A 24351-nucleotide genomic window follows, 5' to 3' on the forward strand; every position below is an offset into this window, starting at 1 on the left:
ACATGGCTGTGGACATAGTCGAAACCTTCAAAAATCTCCGGGATTCATATTTCCGGTACTACGACACACCGTTCGGCCTTGCCGACCGCGCTCTAGAAGCTGAACGCCGCCACCTGTTGGATCGGGACAATGGCGTCTACCGCAATCCGTTTATTGAACTCAGGCCTGAATACCGGACAACCGGACGTTCGGTTCAGGAATCCGCCTCATTGGCTGACGCTCCAACGGAGCTGGGCGACTTTGTCGCAAAAGGTCTGATCACTCCCGGACGCCAGCTTTATACACACCAGGAGGCGGCTCTTATTTCTGCTTCGGGCAAAAAGCGAAACATAGTCGTCACCGCAGGTACAGGGGCAGGAAAGACCGAAGCCTTCCTTTTGCCGCTGCTCGCCAACCTTCTCGCCGAGTCCCGATCATGGGCCGGCAATGGCGCTTCCCCGGTCGAGTGGTGGCGGCAAGCGAACGGACCGTTCATCCCGCAAAGGCAGACGGAAACAGGCCGCACCCAGGCCGTGCGCGCCATCATTCTCTACCCCATGAATGCCCTTGTTGACGACCAGCTGGTCCGCTTGCGCAGGGCCATCGACAGCACTGCCGCACGGCAGTGGCTCGATGAGAATAGACGCGGCCACCGGTTTTATTTCGGCAGGTACACCGGTGCCACGCCAGTCACGGGAGCACCGGGAAACCGTACTGCTTTGCAAAACTTGCGCTCGTTCATGCAAGGCACCCATCAGCGCAGCCAAGCGCTGGGGCTCGACGATGAATCGCGGTACTTTGTGCCACACCCGGGCGGGGCCGAAATGCTCTCCCGGTGGGATATGGCGGACGCCGTACCCGACATTTTGATCACGAATTACTCAATGCTCAACGTGTTGCTGCTGCGCGACCGCGACCGCCAATACTTCGACTCCACGCGTGACTGGCTCCATGCAAACCCAAAACATAGGTTCACGTTGGTTGTGGACGAGCTGCACACCTATCGAGGCACTGCCGGGACAGAGGTCGCACTTCTAATTCGGAATCTAAAAATGCGATTGGGACTGGATGTTCGAAGCGACCAACTCCAAGTCATTGCAGCATCAGCGTCCCTCGAAGCCGACCGTGACGAAGCCTATGTCGAACAGTTCTTTGCGGTCCCTCGCGAGACTTTCGATTTCCTCCCCGGCCAGATTGTGCGCCCAAAAGTCTCGGAAGCCGACTTGTCCGGCACATCATTCGCAAGTGGGTCAGGTACGCCATCCAAAGAAGATGAGACCGCGGCAGCTACTGCTCTGGGAAATGCCTTCTTCTCCGGCGCAGATGGGACGGCAGACACGAAACCCCTCGCGAAGTCTGTCAAGGAATTGAGTACGCACCTCTTCCCCGAACTTCCGGAGGAGGCCCGCATCGAAGCGGTCCACCGCGTCCTAAAAACCGCCGCCGAGTCCGAAGCGGGAGAGACCAGGTGGCCAATGCTGCGAAGCCACTTATTCTTCCGCAATGTGCCGGGTATGTGGGCGTGTACGGACGCAGGATGCCCGGAAGCCGACCGAGAGGCTAGCCCGACACGCCCAATCGGACGCCTATACGCCGAGCCGGTAAGCAGATGTCTATGCGGTTCGCGCGTCCTCGAACTTCTCTATTGCCAGAACTGCGGGGACGTTTTCCTCGGCGGTTACGTCCCCACAGGTTCCACGCAGAAACCGGGACAACCTAGCACCCTTCTGGCGGACCTGTCCGACCTCGAACACCTGCCCGACCAAGCGAATCTCGAACGTACGGCAGACAACTACCTTTTGTACTGGCCACAAAAGCGCCGACCCGATTTGGATACCTTGGAGTGGAATAAAGATAACGGCAAAGTCACGTACGCATTCCGACGCTCGCATCTTCAGCCGCTCACCGGTGAACTCCGACCTACAGACAACGACGACTTCACCGGGTGGACCTTCCATGTCCTTACGCCACAGCCAGGCGCCCGGAGCGGTGCCGGAGCGTCCAGAAGGGACCCCCAAGAACTCTCCCCATTCCCGACGCGTTGCCCGAACTGCAGCGACGACTGGGAAATAACGCATACCAAAGACGGACCAGTTGCAGCAGCGGACAAAAAACGGCAGCGGTCACCCATTCGGGCCATGCGGACTGGCTTCGAAAAGATCAATCAGGTATTGATCACTGAACTTCTCCAAAGCCTCAGGCCAGCGAACCGCAAAACCATCGTCTTCGCCGACAGCCGTCAGGATGCGGCAAAGCTGTCCTCGGGCATTAGCTTGCGACACTACCAGGACCTTCTCAGGCTCCTCCTCCATCAGGAACTTTCAACTCTCGGGCAGGTCGACGCCGACGTCGAACTCGCCAGAGAACATTTTGTGAATGGGCATCGGACAGACGAATCCCGCGAAGCAATCGCTCGACTTCGTCTCAGAGATCTGCCCGCATTCACGATCATGCGCGACGTCTGGGAAGGCGAATCTAGTGTCCCCGAGGATGCAGCGTCACGCACGCTGACCCGTCGACCTTCTCTGCCATCCCTCGCTGCCATGGTGGCGCATCGGCTTCTCGACCTAGGCATGAATCCGGGCGGACCGCGCGCAACTCTGCAACAGACAACTGAAAAAACGCCAAGCCCATGGTCTAATCTCTACCGATGGGAGCCGACGGTTGAAGCAAGAACTGGTCTTTCGACCGGCCAGCAAGACCTCCTCCAGCGGATCAATGAATCGTTGGAGGAAGAAGTCATTGACGGCCTCTTCTCTGGCGCCGGTCGCGATTATGAGTCTCTGGGTCTAGGCTGGCTCGGACTCATCGACACCGAAGCTGAGCCAGGGACATCACCTTCATCTCCCTCAGCAATTGCGCAAGGGAGTCTGCGCGTCCTTGCGGACATGCGTCGCTTTGCGGGCCTTAGAAACACATCCCTGACGGCTCCCCGGCGATTAAAGAATTACTGGGTCGCTGTTGCGAGAAAGTACGACCTGGATGTTGATGAGCTTCAGTCATCCGTCCTGAAGGTCTGGGGACCCGCGGTACTCGAGTTCCTGATCCAGCCCGGGGCCGTCACAATCCATGAACCCACCACGTCCGCCTGGGTTTGCGGGAACTGTCGGCGGCAGCACCTGGTCTATGGCTGTGGTCTGTGTACCTATTGCCGTCGGGAGCTTCCAAGGGATGCAACTGCGCCTTCGGCTAATCCTGACTACTACGGATACAACGCCATTCACGCTAAAGGGCAGTTTCGGCTCAACACCGCAGAACTAAGCGGTCAGACGGACCGCTTGGACGCGCAGTCCCGCCAAGCGAGGTTCCAGGATGTCTTCCTAAATCAATCGGAAAACAAGAGAACGGACGGGATCGAGCTTCTTTCGGTTACCACGACAATGGAAGCCGGTGTCGATATCGGGGCGCTTGACTCCGTCGTCTTGGCAAACATGCCACCAACCCGCTTTAACTACCAGCAGCGTGTCGGCCGTGCCGGGCGCCGGTCCACTCCTATGGCCGTTTCCCTAACGGTGTGCAGGGGGCGCAGTCACGATGAGTACTATTTCGGGCGCCCTGATCTGATCACCAATGCCCCCACGCCCAAGCCCTACTTGGCCCTCAGTCGACCCGAAATATATCTCCGGTCTGTGCGAAGTGAAGTACTTCGACGTGCCTTTAATGACTTGGCTGACGTCATCTCCATCGACGACAGCATTTCGGGGTTAGGAAACAACACTCACGGACAATTCGGACAAATTGTCGACTGGTCCTCTGTGAAGCCCCTCGTTTTGGCCTGGATGGAAGACAATGCTGACTCGGTCAAGGAGGTTGTCGAAGGGTTGGCGAACTTCTGCAACTTGCCTGGAGGAATAATCCAAACAGCTCCTGACTCTTTGTACCCTCTATTCGACCGCATCACAGACATCGCCGAGAGTGGGGTTCCAGGGCACTCCGATCTCAGCCAACGCCTTGCCGAAGAGGGAATTCTACCGATGTTTGGTTTTCCGTCCAAGGTTCGTGATCTGTTCCTGCAAAAGCCCAATTCATCCTTTCCCTGGCCGCCGGACAACGTGATTGACCGCGATTCGGCGATGGCCGTCAGCCAATTTGCCCCCGGCAGTGAACTTGTACGCGACGGACGGATCTACCCTGTCATCGGCGTCACTTCATACCGTCCGGCCGGTCCGTCGGTCGCCACAGAAGAGCAACCCCTCGGTGAGCAGCGGCTCATCGACATCTGCCGGCGTTGCGCCTTCGTGGAGAACAGACCAACTGGGTCAGATCCGACGGACACGAACTGTCCCCGGTGCGGGGCGGACTCCGGAAGCTTCAACACTATCGATCTTCGCGAGCCGCTCGGCTATCGGGCAGGAAAGGCCAGAGACTTCGATGGCAACTTCTCGTGGACTCCACGGTCCACGTCAACCAGAGCGATGACAGATCTCGAAACGCTCAGTCTGAGTCGAGTGGAGAGCTTGGCCGCGTACTCCGGACCTGCTCACAAATATGTCATCAATGACAACTCCGGCAAGTCGTTCACCTTCATGAAGGCCTCCGATTATTGGGGTGGCTATCTAGCCACGGCCCCAGACGGATCTCCCCTCCATGGGTCGCCTTTGGACAGCGTCGGCAGGCTGCGCGTCGACCCGTCCGCGACGCCCATCATTTCCGCACTGGGAACCATCCAGCCCACCGACTTCCTCTTCCTGGGACCTCGAAACCCCATCGTCGAAACCGAAGGTCTCAGACTAAACCTGACATCGGGACTGAGCCAACAGTATGGCCCCACCGATTCGATACAGGGCCGTCGCGCTGCCTGGTACTCCTTGGGGTTTCTGATGAGGACTGTGGCTGCCACGTACTTGGACGTTCAGCCGCAGGAATTTACCGCTGGAATTTTCACGGGACTGCAGGAAAACGAGCCCACAACCTTCGCTTTCCTCGCAGACAGCCTCGAAAACGGCGCCGGATTCAGCAGCCATCTTGGGCAGCAGGACGTGCTGCCGGGATTCCTCAATCAGGTCGACTCGTACCTGACAGAACTAGCGGGCGACCACGCCATAGAATGCACTTCCTCCTGTTACCGCTGTCTACGTGACTACTCCAACATGGCTTACCATGCACTCCTCGACTGGCGCCTAGCCAAGGACCTCCTTGACGTGCTGCACGGGAAACAACTGATCGTGGACACCGCCCAACATCAACGCGCTATCCAGAGATGGGCAGCAGCGTACTCCATGACTTCGGTCGACAACGTCAGTGGTGCATGTGCCATCTGGGACAAGAAGGCGGACGGCCGTTTTGGCATAATCCTGCGGCACCCCTTGGAGTCCGCGGAACAAGGACTCATGCCGAAGCGGCTCGTTGAGGCCACGACCCAAATGCAGCTGGAGTATCCAGATCTCGACGGCATCGTCTATGTCGATAGTTTCGTCCTCGACAGGGATCCGAGCCATGTTGTACGGCTGTTGCGTGAGGTTCACCCGCTTGGTTAGTGCAAGTCGTACTGAGACGGTGTGTGCGATTGGTGGTAGTTGCGATTTTCGCAACAGATCCCTGTATACTGCTAGGCATGGACGATGCACTCATAGGGCGTGTACGGCAAATAATGCAGACGAGTGGCCTCAATCAGGCTGACTTTGCCGAACTCATCGCCACTTCCCCGGACCGTCTCAGTAAATCGCTTGGTGGAATACGAAAATTTACCACTACCGAACTCGCTCTTACCGCTCAATCGGCCGGAACAACTGTTGAATGGCTGCTTACTGGTCAGCACAAGGCTGCGCCGGCGATTGCGGCCAGAACAGCCCTGGCAGCAGCGCCTTCTCATGACCAGATCTCGGAAATAGTGGGACGCTTCAGCACAGCAAGCGAACAGTTGCACATGCTGACCGAGACGCCTAGGACTCTCGCACCCCTTCCGGCTTTGGCTAAGACGCCGATGTATGTTGAACAGGCTGACCGCCTTGCGGCCGACGCGCTAACAATGGCGCGAGACCGGGGAAGAGACTTAACGCAAGAATTAGACCTTCCCGCCCTGCTGGAAGAAGTCTTTTCTGTAGATGTTGCAATTGTTAATCTTCCACCCGGATTAGACGGCTGCGCTTGGCAGACCGAGACGGACAGGCTAATAGTGCTGAACCGCACGAGCAACTGGGCTAGGCAGAGACACACTCTGGCCCATGAACTCGGTCACATCCTGGCTTGCGATGCGCAAACGCTGATTGCCGAGGAGGTACCGCCACACAGTAGCCAGACGACGGAAAAACGGGCCGGTGCCTTTGCGGCTTCGTTCCTTATGCCGGCCGATGAGGTGCGCAGCATGGCAACGGATGTAACTGACCCAGCCCATTTCGCTGTCTTGGTGAACCATTTCCGGGTATCTCCCGTGTCCATGGCCTGGCGACTCGTCAACCTCGACCTGATGCCATCCAATTGCGTAGCGCAGTGGCAGAAGGTTACGGCTGAGAGTTGTGCGCTCAGCGCTCGAACTCCCGAGCTGATTAGTAGGGAGAGAGCTCGCTCAGAGGCAAGTCGGATGCCGCCCCGCATTCTGAATGAGCACTTGGAGCACTTCTATAATGGTGAAACCTCAGCCCGGCCACTTGCAGCGCTTCTCGAGATGTCGAGTCGTGACATAATCCACCTCCTACGGCCGGTTGCGAATCAGAAGTGACCACGCTGCTTTTTCCCGACAACACAGTGCTGTGCAACTACGCATGCGTAGAGCGGATCGACTTGCTGAAGACAGTAGTGACAGACCGAGGACGATGGACGCAGGCGGTATTCGCTGAAGCCCGAAAATCTTCCTCAGTTTGGCCAAGTCTGGACGAACTTATGGATCATTCTTTGCTTGGCGAGCCCATAGAAATAGATGATGCGGAAAAAGTCAACAGGATACGCCAAGGTCGGCTTTCGGGAAGTCCGCTAAAGCCGACACAGCACCTGGGCGAAGCCGAGACTTGTTATCTCATTCGCAACGACCCGTCGTATCAGGATGCTATCTGGATCACCGATGACTACGACGCCTTCGATTTCGGTCAGCAGATGGGAATCATCACATGGGATACGCGCAGCACCCTTGAGAATCTCATCGCCATGGGGGATGTAACGGCAGAGCAAGCATTCGACCTGATGCAAAGAATGTACGACTCGGGTCAATCACCTCGCCGAATGCCCGGGCACTATAGAGAACTGCAGTAAACCCAAGTTTCGATAGTAACGCCCTATCGGACGGGCTCAATTATCCGAACGAAGCCCACTCGGGCACTACACTTAAGGTGTGATGGTTGACGACCCTGCCGCAGCGGTAAGAAGATGTCGGAGACAATCTTGATGCCTGTTCTTGTTGAGCAGCTGATACTGTTGCGTTTTTCCCCAAGAGGATGCTTCGAGATGTCCCCGGGAGTAGCGGATCTGGAACCGGCGACGTCGCCGACGTTTCTATAACCCGCGCAGGCGTTGATATGCGAGAGTCTCCGACAGCTGCTGTTCTTGGGGTGCAGTTGAAAGTCAATGTGGAGCGGGGGTTCTTTGTGCTAAACCTCCAAAACTGCCTGTGCTAGTCTCTTCCGCCCGGCCCCTCAACTCCCCGCATGCCGAATAGAAGCCTTGAATCTTGCCCGTGAGAATCATTACCGAGCCGGAAAAGTAGCCCGAGGGTGCAGTGTGAGGGAGTCGGCATCTATAGACCACACGCGGAGCTCAATCGCGACTCACGATGTGGATGATGCAGCATCTGCAAAGCTGCGGTATGCAGTGCACCATCCTTGAAGCGCGCCAAAGTAGAGTGGGGTTACGCTTTTTGGGCAGGAGCTATAGGAATGGAGCGGGATGAGTATCAACTGGGCTCGAGACGAAATAATCCTTGCATGCGAGTTGACCAGGACTAACAATTGGAACGGACTGGATGAAAAGGATAACCGGGTAGTGGCACTGTCCGATTTGCTTAATAGAAGCCATTTCCATCCACTAACGCTGCGAGACGACAAGTTTCGAAACCCCGCCGGCGTGGCCCGCAAGACGTGGGACATCGCCACACAGCACCCAGAATATACTGGCAAAAAAACCAAGGGCAACAGGCTCGACGCAGTCGTGTTGAACGACTTCCTCCTGGCACCCGGGAACATGCAGGCTGTGGCTGCCGAGATTCAAGCAGAAATGCTGCGGGACAATGCTGCCGCCCCAGACGAGGACGATCTGGATGGTGACATAGAGGTTCCGGAGGGACGGCTGCTGCTTGCCCGACACCTCAAGCGGGAACGGAACCGCGGTTTGCGCGCCCGGAAAATTCAAAGCGTCAAGAAGGCCGGCCTACCTGTCGCCTGCGAGATATGCTCCTTCAACTTCCAGAACACCTACGGGCAGCGAGGCCAAGACTATATAGAAGTTCACCACGTACTGCCGCTGCACGCTTCCGGCCCCACAAGCACGCGCTTGTCTGATCTCGCCTTACTCTGCGCCAACTGCCACCGCATGATACACCGAGGCAGTCCCTGGCTGACACCGAAGGAACTAGAAGCGTTGGTCAGCCAGAGCGTTCAACTACTAGACCTGCACCGCTGAATCGTGCGCCCGCCAGGAAAAAGAGAATTCTTCCGCCTCCATTTTCGCCTTTACGGCCAACCTCATTGCTGCTGATAGGGCACTGGACATGTCCGCTCATCATGCCGGGCAAGAAATCACCAGGGGAAAGATGCGAAGTATAAAATTACGGCCGCAGATGCTGAGGAATCGACCCAATAAGTTGCCGCTTTCTATACAACGGCATTATCCTGCTTCTCTTGACAGTAGTAGCTCTTGGTGCGATATCTAAGGTCCATTCGATAACAAAACAATGACAACGCTGGAAGTCTGCTGGCTACAGCCGTCAATATGGTTTTTTTACAGTACATTTGTGATTGTCATTGCATTCTTCAATCCAGGAAGGTTGTAGAGGGAAACGAGTAGGGCGGCGGTTGCAACTACGTCCTCCAGGTGATGAAGGTATTCATTGCCCCATCATTTCAGAGGACGGGCGGTATCTGTCTGGTTCCCGTAGCCCATGCGTTTTGACACAAAGCTTGCGAGCCAGCGAAGCCCAGTTAGACCATAGCGCGCTGTTGCTGCACGCGACTCTTGAATTGGCCAGGACGGCCGGAACAACCATAACTAACTAAGCAGGAAAAGCTTGGGCAGGCTGTTTTCGCAGTCTTACCCAATAGGCGTAGCCGTAGTCCACAAGGACGAAGCAGGACCGGTCGTCACATCCGGCCCTGCTGCGCAAACTGTAGGAGCAGTTCTAGTACTTCGTCACGTGCCAGCCGCCACCCTTGCCCCCATGAAAAACACTGTAACGCTTACCATGACGTGTGTGGATGAGAACAGGCCGGTTGCGCTCTTGGTTCTTTTGTGGGGCACGATCAATACTGACGATGTCTTCAGCCGGTACTTTGTACTTTTCCTGCAACTGTCGAACGTGCTCGCCAAATTCAACTAGATTCCGCTTCAGAGTAGCGGCGTCCATTGAGTGATCGTCCGTCTCCCCGTATGCATCCGCGAGGGCTTCCCTGGCTTCATCGGTCTCGTTCATCACAGCACTAACATCCACGGCGCTGACTATGTAGATTGCAATTGCGAGGACTAGCGCCCACGCTGTCATGAAGGTCCCAGCGACCTCAAATAGGTCCCTTTGCCACTGGTCGATCGCCGCTAAAAGCACTGCAATCGCAGCCGCGAAAAGCAGCGAGCCGCCTAACACGAGGGGACGCTGGCGCAGCGTGAACTGGATGACGGGCGGATTTAAGTCTTTGGGCGGATTACTCACTAAGTCAGCATATATAGCTGACGCATTCCTTTTGCATTGCGTCTTAGTTGTGCGGCTTGTTCGTCAGTTCAATATGACGGAGAACCGGGCGGGAGCGGTGATGATCGACGTCGCCTGGTGCGCTATCTGCCGGTAGGCCATGACGAGTATCTGGAAGACCCCATCTTCGTCCCCCCCGTCGGGGCATCCGCGTCCGCTATTCCACAATGAAACGCCAATGACCTTGGTACGAATTCTTTGGAACTCTCTCGGAGGCTGTACGTAACTGACCAGGCGCCGGCGCGCATACGAGGCGACGTTGCCTTGGTGGGCGGCTCAAGCCACATCAGGCTGCCCACGCGGCCGTCCCCTAGGGCATTGACGTGACCACGCTCGTCAGCGAACTGACACAGGCAGGCAAGAAAGTCCGTCGCCACTGGAGGCAAGGGGGCCGACGTCGCCTGCGAATGCTCCGGCGTGAACGCTTTCCTGGTCACAGTGCCCGGCGCTGTCCGGCCGGGCGCCGTGGAGGTCTGCCGTCATCAAGAAGGTGCACGAGGGCAAGAAGGACCTCAAGCCTTCATAACCGGCAGGATCCACCAGTGGGCCACATGGAGCAGGGCTTCGGCACGCTCCGCGAAGCAGCCGCAGCACGCGCCCGGCATCGGAACACCCGCGAGCCCCGTCGCCGTGGAACTCGCCAGCCGGCCCTGCCTGTTCAGCAGCGCCAGGTCGCGGCGGATGGTGGAGGCCGTCACCTCGACCGGGCGGAGAGTTCCTCCACGGACGCCGGGCCGGTGGTCACAGCAAGGTGATAGATCTCCTCGCGTATTTCTGGGACTAGCGAGCTGACCGCAGGCTGCTGTTGCCAATGCTCTGCGTTCGGCTTCCGGACTGGCGGTCCTGCATAAGGTGGAGCGGTCGCAGGCACAAACCATGGGTTTCCGCCGTTTCTCAACCCACCGGGCTAAAGCTTCAGCGTGAACACCCACAGCAGCACGTCCTCGCCCGGCACGTACCAGTCCCGGTCCGGCGCCCGCCGGAAGCCCAGCGACTCATATAGCCTGTGGGCGCGTTCCATGAACGTGGCACTGGTGATGCTGATCGCCTCGATGCCGGGCAGCTGCCGGGCATGCTCCACGATCTCGCGGACCACGTTGCGTCCCACGCCGACGCCCTGGCACGCCGGGTCCACCGCCAGCATCCGGAACTCCAGCTCCCTCTCCTGTGCGATCTCGCTGTACGACTCACCGGCGAACGTCAGCGTTACCGCCGCCACCACCCGCCCGGCGGCCTCCGCCACCCACACCTGCGCATGCTCGGCGCGGTGTTCCACATCCTCCAGCATACTCATGTACGGATGGTCCGCTGCGAAGTGCCCGGCACGAAGGTAGGCATCCCGCGTGATCCGTCGGACCTCCGGAAAGTCGGCGCGCACCGCCCGCCTGAACGTCAAGCTCACCGCGCACCCTCGGCCACTGTCGTCGGCTCGACGTAATAACCCAGCTGTGCCAAATCCGGCTGCGAGGAGGGAGCGCCCACAGCATCCGCACCCACAGCATTGGCCACCGCCAGTGCGCGCGCATTGTCCAGCCCCTGGCGCAGCGCAAGGACCAGGGCCGCGCAGAAGGCGTCGCCGGCACCCACGGTGTTCGCCACCGCAACTGACGCCGACGACGCCTCGGCCACCTTCCGTCCGCGCTGGAACAACGCCGAGCCGTCCCCGCCGTACGTCACCGCCACCAGCTTCGCTTCAGCAAGGGCGGGGATCAGGGCGTACTCGCTCTCGTTGACGATCACCAGGTCGCAGCGCTCCAGCAGCTCCGCCGGCAGGTCCATGGCCGGAGCAGCATTCAGCACAAAGAACCCGGTGTGCTGCCGGGCAGCCTCCAGCACCACGGGCAGGCCCACCTCCAGCTGGCACAGCACCGCCTCCTCCGGACCGAACCCCACCCCGTCCAGGGACAGGCTCGAGTTGGCGCCCGGGCACACCACGATCTGGTTCTCGCCGTCGCGGTCCACAACAATCAGGGCCGTCCCGGTCGGCTCCGGCAGGACGGCGACGTCAGCGGTGTCCACGCCGGCAACTGCCAGGGCGTCCAGCATCCGCTGCCCGTGCGCGTCGTTGCCCACGGCGCCGACCATCCGGGCGCTGCCGCCAAGCCGTGCCGCCGCCGCGGCCTGGTTGGCGCCCTTGCCGCCGGGCTGCTCGGACAGGACGGCGCTGCCGACGGTTTCACCAGCAGTGGGCAGCCGTTCGGCGGTGGCGATCAGGTCCAGGTTGATGCTGCCGACAACGGTGACGGCAGGAGGTCGAGTGCTCATGGGAAGTCCTAACGGGGGAGGGGCCGGAAGCGGCCGGATTGAGAAATAGTGTAGACCATGGTTGTACTTGTGCGTCATACATGGTTGTATAACAACTCACATCCCAAGCGCAGGACCTGCCTGCAGAACAAAGGAGTTTGATGTGAACACCCCAACCCCGGCGGCCACCGCGCCGTCCGCGGAAGCCGCCTCCGCCGTCGTCCTTCCCGAAGAAACGACATTCGCCGACCGCCGCGCCGCCCTGCTGATCTCCACCCTGCTGCTCGGCGTGCTGTCCTTCCAGCTCAACGCCAGCATGGTCACCCCTGCACTGCCGCAGATCGCCGCCGAGTTCGGCCAGGGTGCCGACAGCGCCGCCCCCGTCCAGTCCATGTTCTTCCTGGCCGGCGCCATCGCCGGGCCCGTGATTGGCCGGTGGAGCGACTTCATCGGCCGCCGCGCCGCGCTGCTCCTGGTCCTGGCGATCATGGGCGCTGGCACCATCCTCTGCATCACCGCCCCCACCCTGCCGCTGCTGGTCACCGGCCGGTTCCTGCAGGGCGTCTCCAGCGCCGTCTTCGCGCTCGCCTACATCGTGCTCAGCGAAAACCTGCACGCCAAAGTCTTCGGCACCTCGGTGGGCATCATCGCCGCCATCAACGGGGGAGTGGGCGGCGTGGACGGCTACGTGGGCGGGCTCATGGCCGAGACCCTCGGCTTCCGGTCCATCTTCGTCGTGGTCCTGGTCCTCACCGCCATTGCCGCTGCCTGCATCATCAAAATCGTCCCGGCCGGACGGCCGCAGGGCGTGCGCGGCGCCATGGACTGGTGGGGCGCCGGCTCACTCTCGCTGTTCCTGGTGTTCACCACCTACTTCGTCTCCGGCGGCTCGGCCGCCGGCTGGACCGCGCCCGGCACCCTGGCCCTGCTGGCCGGCACCGTCGCGTCCTTCGCCGCGTTCTGGATGATCGAGAAACGCCGCAGCCACCCGCTGATAGCCGTCCACCACCTGCGCTCCTGCCAGGTCTGGCCGGTCATCGCCACCACCGTCCTCACCCTGGCCGGCATCTTCGCCATCATCAACTTCACCGTGGTGCTGCTCAGCCAGGACCCCGACGGCGGCTTCGGGCTCACCGCCTCCATCTCGGCGCTGCTGTTCCTCACCCCCGCCGCTTTGATTGGCGTGTTTGCCGCGCCTTTGGCGGGCTGGCTGGCCGATCGCCACGGCTGGATCAAGACCCTCCGGTTTGGCACGGGGCTCAGCCTGGCCTGCGCCATCGCCGCCGCCACCTTCTCCGACAACCAGATTGCGGTGCTGATCGCCGTCGCGGCCCTGGGCATTTTCTACAACGGCTTCTTCCTCACCGCCATCAACGGGCTCTCGGTGCTCCTCTCACCCAAGGAAGCCCCGGCTGCCCTGCCCGGCATCAACGGCGCGTCCTTCGGCATCGGGGCGAGCCTCGGCGTCGTCCTCGTGGCGCCGTTCGCCGCCCAGGCCACCGCCGCCGGGTACGCCACCGCCCTCTGGATCTCGGTGGCCATCACCGCCGCCGCTTTCATCGTCAGCCTCTTCGTCGCCGCCCCCAAGGGCGAGACCGTCTAACCCCTTTTCACTGTAGGAGAACCACCATGACCACGCCCTCCCCGTTCTACCTGGACTGCGACACCGGCATCGACGACGCCCTCGCCCTGGCCTACCTGCTCGCCTCTCCTTTTGCTTCTGTTGTCGGTGTTGGGACGGTCAGCGGCAACGTCAGCGCCGCCGCCGGCGCCCGCAACACCCTGGACCTGCTGGCGCTTGCCGGCTCCGGTGATGTGCCGGTGGCTCTCGGTGCGCATGATCCCCTTGCCGGGTCCTTCGGCGGCGGGGCTCCGTGGGTGCACGGCGAGAACGGGATCGGCGGGGTAACGCTTACGACGGCGGCTGCTTCCGTCGTGCAGGAGTCCGCGGCTGAGATGCTGGTGCGGCTGGCCCGTTTGTACCCGGGCACGTTGAAGGTGCTCGCCATCGGCCCGCTGACCAACATCGCCGAGGCGCTTCGGCTGGAGCCTGCCTTGCCGTCTTTGGTGGAGTCGGTCATGGTGATGGGCGGGGCGGCGCTGGCTCCGGGGAACATCACACCGGTGGCCGAGGCCAACATCTTCAACGACCCCGAGGCCGCCGCCCGGGTGCTGGCCGCCGACTGGGACGTGACCCTGGTGCCGCTGGACGTGACCATGGCGTCTGTCCTGGAGGAGACGCACCAGCAGTCACTGCTGGCGTCCTCTTCGCCGGTGGCGCAGGCGCTGGGGGAGATGCTGGGCTACTACTTCCGGTTCTACCAGAACATTTACGGCCGGCCCTGCTCCGCCATGCACGATCCTCTGGCGGCGGCGCTCGCTGTTGGTGCTGTAAAGGCCGCTGTGGCACCCGTAGTGCGTGCCGCCGTCGACACCTCCGACGGGCCAGGCCGCGGGCAGACCATCTGCGATCTCCGGGGACTGTATGCGGGCTACCCTCCGGTGCAGGGAGCGCGGTGCCGGGTGGTGCTCTCCCTTGAGGAGGACTTCGCGCCGCACCTGGTGGAGACGCTTCTGACGTTGGAGCGGGTGGGTGAGCCGGCACCCGTCGGTTGAGCCTGGGGCCCGGTGGTTGTATTCGGCCTGCTCCCGCGATGGAAGGTGGAACTACCTCCCCGCGGGAGCGGCTTCAGGCCTGCGGCCACCGCCCAACATGAAGTAGCCCGCCGCTACCATGGCGAGCCCAAAGGGTATGGCCAGCAGGACCGCCGGCGTCTGCTCATTGGCTGCCAGCAAACCGAAACTGCTGACCACGAAGAAAATCCCCAGCCACCGGGGAAAAACTCCCGCACGAAGAATGAAGACCCCGATCATCAGGAAGCCTGTGATCGCGGCCAGCAGTCCGGGGATGACAAAGAACGGCATACCGGGGAAGTCGCCGGCGAAGACTGCCGTTTGTATGAGCGAGCCGGCAAACAGCAGGATGAAGCCAACTGCGGCCGTCAGCAGGCCGGCGTTCGCGAGTTTCCGGTGGTGGCCGGATCGCCGCGCAAGCAGGGTCATTCCCGCGATGCCAAGCAAGGTGAGAAGAGATGCGGCAGCGCCCGCGACGGAAACAAACCCGGTGGCTGAACGCATCGCCGTCGTCTCGCAGTCCATGCCGACGCAGCCTATGGGTTGCAGGTTGTGCAGGAAGGCTGCCAGGGCGCAAAGCAATCCGCCGAGCATGGCTGCTGCGCCGGCCCACCTCGGGAACTGAGCTGTCCAGAATGTCTGGTCGAAACTTCGCTGGGCCATCACGGACCCTACAGCGTTTCGGGAATTGGGCGGCCCGGGAAGAGCGTGGCGTACTGCTTGCGGTACAGCCTCCGTCCGATGAGACGGTAGCCGAGGCGGACCGACGGGGGAATTTCCTTGAACATCTCCCTCTGGTCCGCCGGCGGATTCGTGGCAAGCACTATGCCGAGGTAGCCCACCAGGAACTTCTTGTCGAGCTGATTGATCCCGTGCTGTGCTGCTGTCTGCATTTCCTTGTCGGTCAGCACCCTGTCCACCACGGGCATCACCTCGGTGACTTCCCGGCGCAGATGGATGTCAAGGACAGCCTTCAGGTCTTCGTAGCGTTCCGCGAGTTCCTTGCCCGTTTCCGCGTCCGCCGCTTGCATCCATCGCAGCCGGAGCGGTTCGATGCTTTCGAGCCGTTCGGTGACCTGCCGGTGCTGCTCGAGCATCTGCCCCACGTGCAAAGCGCATGCCGGTGCCCGTTCCTTCAGCTGCGGGTACATGAGCATGTCCTCGCCCTCGTGGTGGATGTGGAGGACCTTGTCGAAGTTCCCCAGCACTTCGCCCATATACGCGGCGCGGGCGGTGTCTCCGGCTGCGGCTGAACGCACCAAGCCGGGCGCCTCGTGGTAGGCCCAGAGGAAGAAGCGGTGGATGCGACGCATGCCCGCCGTCCCTGCGCACAAGACGGGCCCCGCGGGAACTGGAGCTGCGCTCTCGCCGGGCTGCATGGTGAAGAAGTCGGTCATTGGATGGCCCCTTTGCGCTCGTCAATGCGAGACCAGGACCTCTCCCCGCGAGCATCGTAGTGTTCCGCCCGTTTGCCGCACAATAGCCCCTCGATACGGCGGGGGATTAGGTAGGGCGATTCGGCTGGGAGCACTATCCAGCCGGCACAGGTCGGGGCAATATAACCCCATGAAAAAGATCGTTATGGCGGGTTTCGCAGCGGCAATGTTGGCGTTTGGGGCAATCAATTCAGCAGTCGTGGGTAATGCGGCGCCGGATCCGTCCCACATCCAAGGGCAAATCATGGTCAAGTTCCGGGACCACGGTGCGGCCGCCGGAGTGTTGCGGCAGCATGGGCTCATCGACGGCCCCGGTATCGGGGACACCGGCGCGCACCTCATCAAGGTGCCCGAAGGTAAGGAAAGCCAGCTCGTCCAAGCATTGAACCGGAACCCTGTGGTTGAGTATGCCGAGCCGGACCAAGTAGTTACAGCCGCCACCAATGACCAGTATTTTCCGCGCCAGTACGCCCTGCAAAACGATGGTCAGTCCTTCACCAACACCAAAGGCGATCTGAAGATGGCGGGGGGCAAAGTGGATGCTGATGTGGACGCCGTCGAAGCGTGGAACATCACCACAGGTGCCGACATTAAAGTCGCTGTACTCGACTCGGGTGTCGCAAATGATAACCCCGACATTGATTCAAAGGTCGTCGCACGAGCCAACTTCACCAACGGGGAAACCGGTGATGACAATTACGGGCACGGCACCCATGTCTCAGGAATTGTTGCCGCCACCGCCGACAACACCATGGGCGTGGCCGGAACGTGCCCGGGGTGCAGCATCCTGGACGGCAAGGTGCTGAACGACAGCGGAGTCGGATCATCGTCGAGCCTAGCCAGTGGCATCGACTGGGCCATGAACAACGGAGCCAAGGTGATCAATATGAGCCTAGGCGTCAGGTCATCCCGCACCCTCGAATCGGCCGTCAACAACGCGTGGAGCAAGGGTGCCGTGCTGGTGGCCGCCGCCGGCAACGGCGGTAATCAGACCAAGATCTACCCGGGCGGGTACGCCAATGTCATTGCCGTCGCCGCAACGGACAATTCCGATGCCAAAGCCTCGTTCTCAACGTACGGGGCCAGCTGGGTGGATATTACGGCGCCCGGAGTCAACGTTTACTCAACGTTTCCGAACCACACATTCGTCCTGGGGACACAGAACAACCGCTCGCTGGGGTATGACGTGGGGAACGGCACCTCCATGTCGTCCGCCATCGTCGCCGGCATTGCCGCAATGGTCTGGAGATCGCATCCCGCGGCCGACCATAAATCGGTCCGGACCTACGTAGAATCCACTGCCGACAAGATCGCCGGCACCGGCACTTATTGGGCAAATGGCCGCGTAAATGCCTGCAAAGCTGTCGGCGGGTCGTGCTGAGCACAACGTCCAGATAGTCCTGCGGTTAGGACTGCAGCGACTGCATCACAGACAGGTGCCCGGCCTTGGCGGCGATCAGGCATTTGGCGAGGTAGAAGGGCTGGTTGCCGTAGCGAACGTATTGGGTGAGGACCAGCACGGGATCGGACGGGCGCAGGTCCAGCAGCTTCGCACGGCTGGGGCCCACCTGGCTGAGGCTGATCTGGCACTCGCCCGGCCCGGGCAGCCGGCCCAGCTGGGTGTTGAGTGCGGCAAGCAAGGTGGCGCCGCCGTCGTCCTTTATATCCAGGGGCGCGGCGGCGCTTTTGCCGAGGCTGACGGGCTGGGCGGAGATGTTTTCCTGCAGGTGGGCGATGGCTTCGCCGTCGCGGGTCAGGACTGATTCCCAGAGCCAGCAGTCGGTGCCCGGTTCGACGCCGACGCCGGGGGCGACGAACTCGGACGCGGGCTGGCGCACCACCTGGATGCGCTTGACTTCGAGCTGCTGGCCGGGGCTGCCGAGGACTTCCTCGAAGGGGCGGATGCGTTCGATGCCGATGCGGGGGAGGGTGTCCGAGACGAAGCGCCCGACGCCGCGCCGCGCCCTGATGAGCCCGTCTTCCTCCAGAAGCATGAGGGCTTCGCGGACCACGGTGCGGCTGACTTTCATGTCGGCGCCGAGTTCGGTTTCGGTGGGGATCATGGAGCCGGGCGTGAGGAGGCCGTTGCGGATGGCTTCGGCGATCCGGGAGTACACGGCGACGCGGAGGGGTGAGCCGGGCTGGGCGGCCACCGGCTGGGACAGGAACCGGGGGGCGTCATGGTGCACGTTTTGCCTCGCTTTGTGGGTCTTGAGAGTTCCAGCCTACCGGTGTGACGGGTTTGTTGGACAAGCTTCCGTTTAGCTGACTGTTCGGGCAGGGCCTCCGTACACTGGGGTCCATGGTCTCCCGAATTAGCGAACTGGTCCTCAACTGCGCCGATCCGGAACTCCTGGCAGGGTTCTGGAGCGAGGTTCTCGGATATGTCGAGCTCGACAGGGAGGACGGAGCCATCGAGATCGGCCCGCCGGACGCCGGGTTCGGCGGTCTGCAGCCGACCATCATCCTGAGCCCGAGCAGCAACCCGCGGCCCGGGCGCCTCCCCCTGCACATCGACATCAACCCGGTGGACCGGGACCAGCACGCCGAGCTGGAACGGCTGCTTGGCCTTGGGGCCCGCCCGGCCGACGTCGGGCAGACGGGCGACGAGCAATGGCACGTCCTGACCGACCCCGAGGGCAACGAATTCTGCCTCCTGCGCAGGCGGCTTGACGCCTGACCGGGCGCCGCCCACCGGACGCACGCCGCCAGGTTACTGGCCAGACTGAAGTCAGGGGAGCGGCTGCCGTTCGCCGACGCTGACGGAAGCCAACGGCGCAAGGTAGTCCCGCCGTCGTCGTTCCAGCCTTTCCTGCTGGCCCGGTGAGGGGATCCGGGCGCCCTTGGCGCGGTTGCACCTGGCGCAGGCGGCCACAAAGTTCTGCAGGCTGGTGGACCCGCCCTTGGACCAGGGATAGAAGTGGTCGCCGTGCTCAGCGGGCCGGGAACAGCGCCGCCGGAATCCTGCCTCCATCTCACACTGTCCGCCGGCGCGGCCCATGCCCTCGCGGCGTTGCTGACGGGTGAAGCGGCGGACCGGATCCCGGCGCTGGGTGTCCCGGGCGTTCACGACGGCGGCGACGATGACCAGTGCGACGGCGAACAGGCCCGGTGGCATTACGGCGGCCAGGACGCCGTTGAACATGTCGCTGAACACCTCGCGGACCACACCCACGCCGGAGCTGGAGAATGTGCGTCCTGCAGCACCTGGCTGCATGTTCGACGTGAGCGACAATAAGGCTGCAGACACCAGCCACAGCATGACGGCCATGTATGCCAGCCGCAAACCTGTGCGGGTCCAATAGATGCGTTTCAGTTCCGGCATTAAGACTTCCCCCATAATTCTTCAGCTCGTAAATCTGCCGCCCCTACAGGGCTAGCAAGATCGTACAGTCAAGCGGTTGAGTGATTTCGGGCGGACACCGTCCTGATACTTTCGGTTCATGAAGACTGCACTCCACGACGCCACGGCGCTCGCCTCCGCGGTGCGCACCGGTGAAGCCTCCGCCGAGAGCGTCCTGGCAGAGGCGCGGTCCCGGGCCGATGCAGCCCCCGATCTTTGTGCTTTCATACAGGAGGACTGGGACGGGGCTGCCCTTGCCGCGAGGGAGGTGGACCGCCGCCGGGACCGCGGGGAGGATCCGGGGCCGCTGGCCGGTGTTCCCCTCAGCGTCAAAGATGTCATCGCCGTGGCAGGTCTGCAGCTGACCGGCGGCAGTGCCGCATACGCCGGAAACATCGCCTCATTCACTGCCACTGCTGTCCGGCGCCTGCAGGACGCGGGGGCCGTGGTGATTGGGAAAACCAACTGCCCCGAGTTTGCGTTCGGTGCCATCACCGAGAGTACCGTCGGTGGCCGGACACTCAACCCCCGGTTTCCCCGTGCGACGGCGGGTGGCTCGAGCGGGGGAGAGGCTGCCGCCGTCGCTGCCGGCATTTCGGCACTCGGCCTGGGCACGGACTACGGCGGATCGCTGCGGTGGCCGGCGCAATGCGTGGGTATCACCGCACTGCGGCCCACCCCGCGTTCAGTTCCTGACCTGGGAATCGTTCCGGGAGCAGGCGGCTGGTACGGGGGCACCAACCCGTCCCCGCCCGGCGCCCGCCTTCAGGCCGCCACTCAAGTCATTGGCCCGCTCGCACGAACGGTGCGGGACCTGCGGACGGCGCTCGCAGTGCTTACGGACCAACACCCCGGGGTTCGGACTTCACCGGCCGTGCCCGTCCCCGGCAACGTTGCGGTGGCATGGAGTGATGGTTCCGCGTTGGGGCCGGTACGGCGTGAAGTGTCGGAAATGATCGCGTCATTGGCGGAGCAGATTGCGCCGGAGGTCCGGACCCTGACGGACGTACCGGATCTATTTGCGGGATCACTGGCAGCCTATAACCGGCTCCGCCCTATTGATCCGATGATTGATCATGCCGCGGCCGTCGCCGGCCAGGAGCACCTGATTCTCGGTGCCAACCTGGACGTAATCCAGCGCTCCATGCAAACCGACACATGGGAACTGGAAGCGGCTGTTGCGGAATCCGAGCAGGCAAAAAGACGGGACTTGGCGGTGTTCGATACCGCTGACATCGTCCTCCTGCCGGTGGCCGGCGGTCCTGCTTGCGATGTGTCCGGAAAGCTGGACATTGACGGGCGGTCCATTTTTGGCTGGGACATCATGGGCCAATGCAGGGCTGTAACCATGGTTGGCGCACCTGTTGTTTCGCTGCCCGTCGCGTTCTCGTCCGAGGGCCTGCCGCTGTCTGTCCAGGTTGTTGCACGGCCGGGGGCAGATGCGCTGGCGCTGGACTTTGCCGAATGGCTCGAGGGGTTGACACGGTTAGACTCGCCGGTCTCGCGTAAGTAGGTAATTGTTACAGCCCTTGGTGCTTGAGATCCAGAGGGTCTCCCGGCACCTGCTCAGCCGGCGGTACTTATCCCTTAACTACAGTCACCTCAACAGCAACCCCCGCGTCCCGGAACTTCTGCACCTGCTCGGGGTCGGCGCCGTCGTCCGTCACGAGGGTCCAGGGCAGCGCCAGCCGCGCCCATGCGTGGAAGGGCCGAAGTCCGAGCTTCGACGAGTCCGCGAGGACGTAGACTTCCCGGCCGCGCCGGGCCATGAGCTCCTTGAGGCGGGTCTGCTCGTGGCTGGCCTCGCAGATGCCGTCCTCGGCGGTGACGGCATCGGCGCCCAGGAACACGCGGTCGAAGCTCATGCGCTCCAGCGCCGCCTCGGCCAGCGGGCCGACAAAACTCTGCGAAACACTGCGCAGCCGGCCGCCCAGGCAGTCCACCTCGATGCCCTCGGAGTCGGCGAGCTCCTGCATGGTGTTGATGCCCGGCGTGGTGACGGACAGCTTCTCGAACCCGCGCAGTTCGTGGGCCAGGGCACCAACGGTGGAACCGGCGTCGAGCAGGATATTCTCCCCGGGCCGGATCACCGACGCCGCCCAGCGGGCGATGGCGTGCTTCTGCTCAAACGCCTCGCCGGTGCGCTGCCGCAGCGACGCCTCCGGGTGTGCCCCCAGCGCCATCGCCCCGCCGTAGGTGCGGGCCAGCCGGCCCTGCCCGTTCAGCAGCGCCAGGTCGCGGCGGATGGTGGAGGCCGTTACCTCGAACCGGGCGGACAGTTCCTCCACGGAGGCGAGTCCGGTGGTCACGGCAAGGTGGTAGATCTCCTCGCGCCGCGCGTTTGCGCTGAGCATTCCCGGTCTCCTTCCCGTGGCAGTGGTAACCATGCTAGTTCCGGCCCCCGCCCAGTCCCCGCAGCAACGCCTACACGGCCACGGCAGGCCGGGTGGCCATCTCCGCTGCCTGGTGCAGCGCCTCCACCATGGACCGCGAATCGGCGATTGCCTTGCCGGCGATGTCGAAGGCGGTGCCGTGGTCTACGGACGTGCGGATCACGGGCAGACCGACAGTGATGTTCACGCCGGCCTCGATGCCGAGGACCTTCACCGGCCCGTGGCCCTGGTCGTGGTACATGGCTACCACCAGGTCGTAGTCGCCGCGGCCGGCCAGGAAGAACAGGGTGTCCGCGGGCAGCGGTCCCACGGCGTTGATGCCGGCAGCCTGCGCCGCCTTCACGCCCGGCTCGATCTTCTCGGCTTCCTCGCCCTGGCCGAACAAACCGTTCTCGCCGGCGTGCGGGTTGATGGCGCAGACGCCGATCTTCGGGTTCGGTATGCCCGCGCGGACCAGTGCCTCGTGGCCGCGGCGGATGGTGCGCTCCACCAGGTCCGGGTTGATCTTGCGGATGGCATCCATCAGCCCGATGTGTGTGGTCACGTGGATCACCCGGATCTTGGGGGTGGAGAGCATCATGGACACTTCCTCCGTGCCGGTCAGGTGGGCCAGCAGCTCGGTGTGCCCGGGGAAGATGTGCCCGGCGGAGTGCAGCGCCTCCTTGTTCAGCGGCGCCGTGCAGATGGCCTGCACCTTCCCGGCCATCGCCAGTTCGCTGGCCACCCGGATGTACTCGTACGCGGCGTGCCCGGCCACGGGAGAGAGCTGGCCCCACGGCAGGTCCTCCGGCAGCAGCGCCAGGTCGATCACGTTCACCCGGCCCGGCGTGAACACCGCGTCCTCCACATTCTCGATGCTCTGGATGTCCGTCTCTAGACCTAAGACGTCAGCGGCCTGGCGCAGGCGCAGCGCGTCGCCGATCACCACCGGCCGGCACTCGGCGTTGCTCTGCGGATCCAGCACGGCGGCCACCACCACTTCGGGGCCTACGCCGGCGCCGTCGCCCATTGTGACGGCCACGTAGGGGAGTTCGTTCTGCTCGGTCTTGCTCACTGCGGCGGTTGTCATTTCTGCTCCAGATCGTTCGGAAGTCTTGCTGGGAAGGGTGTTGGCGGGAGCCGGCGCGGACCGGCCGCGGCGCTCCCGGATTTCGTCGTAAAGCTGTAAGAGGGCGAGGTCATCGCCGAAGCTGCCGGGCTTGGTGCCCACCAGCGTCCCGTCACCGGTGCGGCTGAGCACCGCCCCGTGCTGCACGGCCGCGAGGGGCGCCAGGCTCTGGTGGCCGACGGCGTCCAGGACTTCCCGGGCCGTCTCACCGCCGGTGAGGATCAGGTCTGCCTTCAGCCCTTTCGCTGCCTTGGCCGCGAAGGAGGACAGGGCCTGCACGATGCTGGCGGCGCGTGCCGGGTCCACTTTTCCTGCCGCCAGGGTAACGGCCACGTCGGTGCCCGCGGCCAAAGCCACCCTTGCTTCCTGCAGCTGGGGTCCGTAAGCGCCAGTGGCGCCGGCGTACTGCGGGTGCAGCCTGATGACTTCGAAGCCGCGGGCCTCCAGCTCGGCCAGCTGCGCCTGCGCAGTTTTGGACGCGGAGCCGACGACGGCGAGCACCGGGATGGCGGTTCCCTGCGGTTTCGCGGTGGCTGCTTCAGCTTGTGCCTCAACTTGCGCATTTCGCGCAACTTGTGCAGCCAGGCGCTGCGCGAGGACGTCCGCTGTTCCACCGGTGCCCACGACCACGATGCGGCGGTTGCCCGCCGTAAAGCCGAGTTCCAGAAGGGCGTCCACCACGTGCTCCAGGTCCTGCACGGTTTCGCCGTCCGCCACCACCAGTGTGGGCTGGCCGGAGTCAAGGAGCCCGGACAGTTTTGCGGCGAGCGAGCCCGACCGGACCTCGGCCAGGCCCAGTGTCCGCACAGAGGACGGATCCTCCGGGCGGAGCAGCGACGGGAGGTCCGTCGGCGGGGCTTGCAGTTCCGCCTGCCACAGATCCGTCTCCACCAGGGGAGTCCCGGCAACAAATGGCTGACCGTTCCGTACCGAACGCTGCAACTGGGGAAGTGCACCCGCAACAACGGTATGAAAACCAAGGCCTGTCAGCGCAGCAACTTCGGCACGCACGTTCCCGCGCCACAGTGAGTCGATCTTTTTGAACGCCACCTGCGCGCCTGATGCTCCGGGACCGGAGAAGGCTTTATTCGTCAGCGCCTTAGCCGCGGCATCAGGAAGCCCGCGCGAGTGCGTATCCGCGACCAGCACATCGGTGACGGGCCGGATGAAGGAGGCATCGCCGTCGTGGTTCCCCAGCAGCACCTGCGCGGAGAGCCCATGCTGCACAAAGCAGTAGCCAACCTCGGCGGCGCCGGAGAAATCGTCGGCCTGCACAAATACGGAAGCCACGTTGCTCCTCTCGTCCGTAGTCGGGTCGAACCCCGCCACATAGCGGGATGCTTTCAAACATTCTGACACGATTGCGCGAATCGCGCTATAGGGGTTGC

18 protein-coding genes and 1 pseudogene are annotated in these 24351 nt (G+C 62.5%); 9 read left to right on the forward strand and 10 right to left on the reverse strand.

Going from position 1 to position 24351, the window contains the following annotated elements:
• Positions 1-2: 2 nt before the first annotated feature.
• The 4 genes from M1D93_RS05640 (at position 3) to M1D93_RS05655 (ending at position 8526) form a co-directional block, all read left to right on the forward strand.
• Positions 3-5456 carry a DEAD/DEAH box helicase gene (locus tag M1D93_RS05640; protein ID WP_461174173.1) on the forward strand — a complete coding sequence of 1818 codons (5454 nt, stop codon included), beginning with the start codon at positions 3-5 and terminating at the stop codon, positions 5454-5456.
• 77 nt (positions 5457-5533) lie between these two features.
• Positions 5534-6637, forward strand: coding sequence for an ImmA/IrrE family metallo-endopeptidase (locus M1D93_RS05645; RefSeq protein ID WP_461174174.1), 1104 nt, complete (start codon positions 5534-5536; stop codon positions 6635-6637).
• Positions 6634-7164, forward strand: coding sequence for a hypothetical protein (locus M1D93_RS05650; protein ID WP_461174175.1), 531 nt, complete (start codon positions 6634-6636; stop codon positions 7162-7164). The genes M1D93_RS05645 and M1D93_RS05650 overlap by 4 nt, the downstream gene beginning before the upstream one ends.
• A gap of 726 nt (positions 7165-7890) precedes the next feature.
• Positions 7891-8526 carry an HNH endonuclease gene (locus tag M1D93_RS05655; protein ID WP_461174176.1) on the forward strand — a complete coding sequence of 212 codons (636 nt, stop codon included), beginning with the start codon at positions 7891-7893 and terminating at the stop codon, positions 8524-8526.
• Between the two features lie 715 nt (positions 8527-9241).
• On the opposite strand, the gene M1D93_RS05660 is transcribed toward M1D93_RS05655, so the two are convergent.
• From M1D93_RS05660 to M1D93_RS05675, 4 genes and pseudogenes are all read right to left on the reverse strand, one after another.
• Positions 9242-9766 (reverse strand): hypothetical protein, encoded by a 525-nt coding sequence (locus tag M1D93_RS05660; RefSeq protein WP_461174177.1) that lies wholly within the window; start codon positions 9764-9766, stop codon positions 9242-9244.
• A 653-nt stretch (positions 9767-10419) separates the two neighbouring features.
• Positions 10420-10577 (reverse strand): annotated as a pseudogene (locus M1D93_RS05665) (DeoR family transcriptional regulator); the annotation flags it as partial.
• A 135-nt stretch (positions 10578-10712) separates the two neighbouring features.
• The gene (locus M1D93_RS05670) at positions 10713-11207 is read right to left on the reverse strand and encodes a GNAT family N-acetyltransferase (RefSeq protein ID WP_461174178.1); all 495 of its coding nucleotides are present in this window, start codon (positions 11205-11207) and stop codon (positions 10713-10715) included.
• Positions 11204-12070: a ribokinase gene (locus tag M1D93_RS05675; protein WP_461174179.1), complete on the reverse strand. Its 867-nt coding sequence runs from the start codon at positions 12068-12070 to the stop codon at positions 11204-11206. The genes M1D93_RS05670 and M1D93_RS05675 overlap by 4 nt, the downstream gene beginning before the upstream one ends.
• 142 nt (positions 12071-12212) lie before the next feature.
• Here M1D93_RS05675 and M1D93_RS05680 point away from each other — a divergent pair, with 142 nt between their 5' ends.
• Positions 12213-13652 (forward strand): MFS transporter, encoded by a 1440-nt coding sequence (locus M1D93_RS05680; RefSeq protein WP_461174180.1) that lies wholly within the window; start codon positions 12213-12215, stop codon positions 13650-13652.
• Between the two features lie 26 nt (positions 13653-13678).
• The gene (locus M1D93_RS05685) at positions 13679-14665 is read left to right on the forward strand and encodes a nucleoside hydrolase (RefSeq protein WP_461174181.1); all 987 of its coding nucleotides are present in this window, start codon (positions 13679-13681) and stop codon (positions 14663-14665) included.
• 51 nt (positions 14666-14716) lie between these two features.
• Here M1D93_RS05685 and M1D93_RS05690 read toward each other — a convergent pair whose 3' ends face one another.
• Together M1D93_RS05690 and M1D93_RS05695 are read right to left on the reverse strand one after the other, a co-directional pair.
• Positions 14717-15346: a hypothetical protein gene (locus M1D93_RS05690; RefSeq protein WP_461174182.1), complete on the reverse strand. Its 630-nt coding sequence runs from the start codon at positions 15344-15346 to the stop codon at positions 14717-14719.
• 8 nt (positions 15347-15354) lie between these two features.
• The gene (locus tag M1D93_RS05695) at positions 15355-16080 is read right to left on the reverse strand and encodes a hemerythrin domain-containing protein (protein WP_461174183.1); all 726 of its coding nucleotides are present in this window, start codon (positions 16078-16080) and stop codon (positions 15355-15357) included.
• A gap of 169 nt (positions 16081-16249) precedes the next feature.
• Here M1D93_RS05695 and M1D93_RS05700 point away from each other — a divergent pair, with 169 nt between their 5' ends.
• Positions 16250-17500 carry a S8 family serine peptidase gene (locus tag M1D93_RS05700; protein ID WP_461174184.1) on the forward strand — a complete coding sequence of 417 codons (1251 nt, stop codon included), beginning with the start codon at positions 16250-16252 and terminating at the stop codon, positions 17498-17500.
• Between the two features lie 25 nt (positions 17501-17525).
• Here the strand turns inward: M1D93_RS05700 and M1D93_RS05705 are convergent, their stop codons facing one another.
• Positions 17526-18308 carry a GntR family transcriptional regulator gene (locus M1D93_RS05705; RefSeq protein WP_461174185.1) on the reverse strand — a complete coding sequence of 261 codons (783 nt, stop codon included), beginning with the start codon at positions 18306-18308 and terminating at the stop codon, positions 17526-17528.
• Positions 18309-18421: 113 nt separating this feature from the next.
• Between M1D93_RS05705 and M1D93_RS05710 the strand changes: the two genes are divergently transcribed.
• Positions 18422-18799, forward strand: coding sequence for a VOC family protein (locus tag M1D93_RS05710; RefSeq protein WP_461174186.1), 378 nt, complete (start codon positions 18422-18424; stop codon positions 18797-18799).
• A gap of 51 nt (positions 18800-18850) precedes the next feature.
• Here the strand turns inward: M1D93_RS05710 and M1D93_RS05715 are convergent, their stop codons facing one another.
• The gene (locus M1D93_RS05715) at positions 18851-19444 is read right to left on the reverse strand and encodes an HNH endonuclease (RefSeq protein ID WP_461174187.1); all 594 of its coding nucleotides are present in this window, start codon (positions 19442-19444) and stop codon (positions 18851-18853) included.
• A gap of 118 nt (positions 19445-19562) precedes the next feature.
• Between M1D93_RS05715 and M1D93_RS05720 the strand changes: the two genes are divergently transcribed.
• Entirely contained in the window at positions 19563-20975 is a 1413-nt protein-coding gene (locus M1D93_RS05720) for an amidase (RefSeq protein WP_461174188.1), read from the forward strand.
• A gap of 67 nt (positions 20976-21042) precedes the next feature.
• Here M1D93_RS05720 and M1D93_RS05725 read toward each other — a convergent pair whose 3' ends face one another.
• Both M1D93_RS05725 and pdxA read right to left on the reverse strand, forming a co-directional pair.
• Complete coding sequence (locus tag M1D93_RS05725) at positions 21043-21816, reverse strand: DeoR/GlpR family DNA-binding transcription regulator (RefSeq protein ID WP_461174189.1); 774 nt, start codon at positions 21814-21816, stop codon at positions 21043-21045.
• 70 nt (positions 21817-21886) lie between these two features.
• Positions 21887-24253 carry a 4-hydroxythreonine-4-phosphate dehydrogenase PdxA gene (pdxA, locus tag M1D93_RS05730; protein WP_461174190.1) on the reverse strand — a complete coding sequence of 789 codons (2367 nt, stop codon included), beginning with the start codon at positions 24251-24253 and terminating at the stop codon, positions 21887-21889.
• Between the last annotated feature and the right edge of the window lie 98 nt (positions 24254-24351).

The sequence above is a fragment of the Arthrobacter sp. Z1-9 genome (genome assembly GCF_054792695.1).

Coding starts and splice junctions, on each gene's coding strand:
- M1D93_RS05720 (WP_461174188.1), top strand. CDS start 19,563: ATGAAGACTGCACTCCACGACGCCACGGCGCTCGCCTCCGCGGTGCGC.
- M1D93_RS05640 (WP_461174173.1), top strand. CDS start 3: ATGGCTGTGGACATAGTCGAAACCTTCAAAAATCTCCGGGATTCATAT.
- M1D93_RS05695 (WP_461174183.1), bottom strand. CDS start 16,080: ATGACCGACTTCTTCACCATGCAGCCCGGCGAGAGCGCAGCTCCAGTT.
- M1D93_RS05725 (WP_461174189.1), bottom strand. CDS start 21,816: ATGCTCAGCGCAAACGCGCGGCGCGAGGAGATCTACCACCTTGCCGTG.
- M1D93_RS05685 (WP_461174181.1), top strand. CDS start 13,679: ATGACCACGCCCTCCCCGTTCTACCTGGACTGCGACACCGGCATCGAC.
- M1D93_RS05690 (WP_461174182.1), bottom strand. CDS start 15,346: ATGGCCCAGCGAAGTTTCGACCAGACATTCTGGACAGCTCAGTTCCCG.
- M1D93_RS05710 (WP_461174186.1), top strand. CDS start 18,422: ATGGTCTCCCGAATTAGCGAACTGGTCCTCAACTGCGCCGATCCGGAA.
- M1D93_RS05675 (WP_461174179.1), bottom strand. CDS start 12,070: ATGAGCACTCGACCTCCTGCCGTCACCGTTGTCGGCAGCATCAACCTG.
- M1D93_RS05645 (WP_461174174.1), top strand. CDS start 5,534: ATGGACGATGCACTCATAGGGCGTGTACGGCAAATAATGCAGACGAGT.
- M1D93_RS05715 (WP_461174187.1), bottom strand. CDS start 19,444: ATGCCGGAACTGAAACGCATCTATTGGACCCGCACAGGTTTGCGGCTG.
- M1D93_RS05700 (WP_461174184.1), top strand. CDS start 16,250: ATGAAAAAGATCGTTATGGCGGGTTTCGCAGCGGCAATGTTGGCGTTT.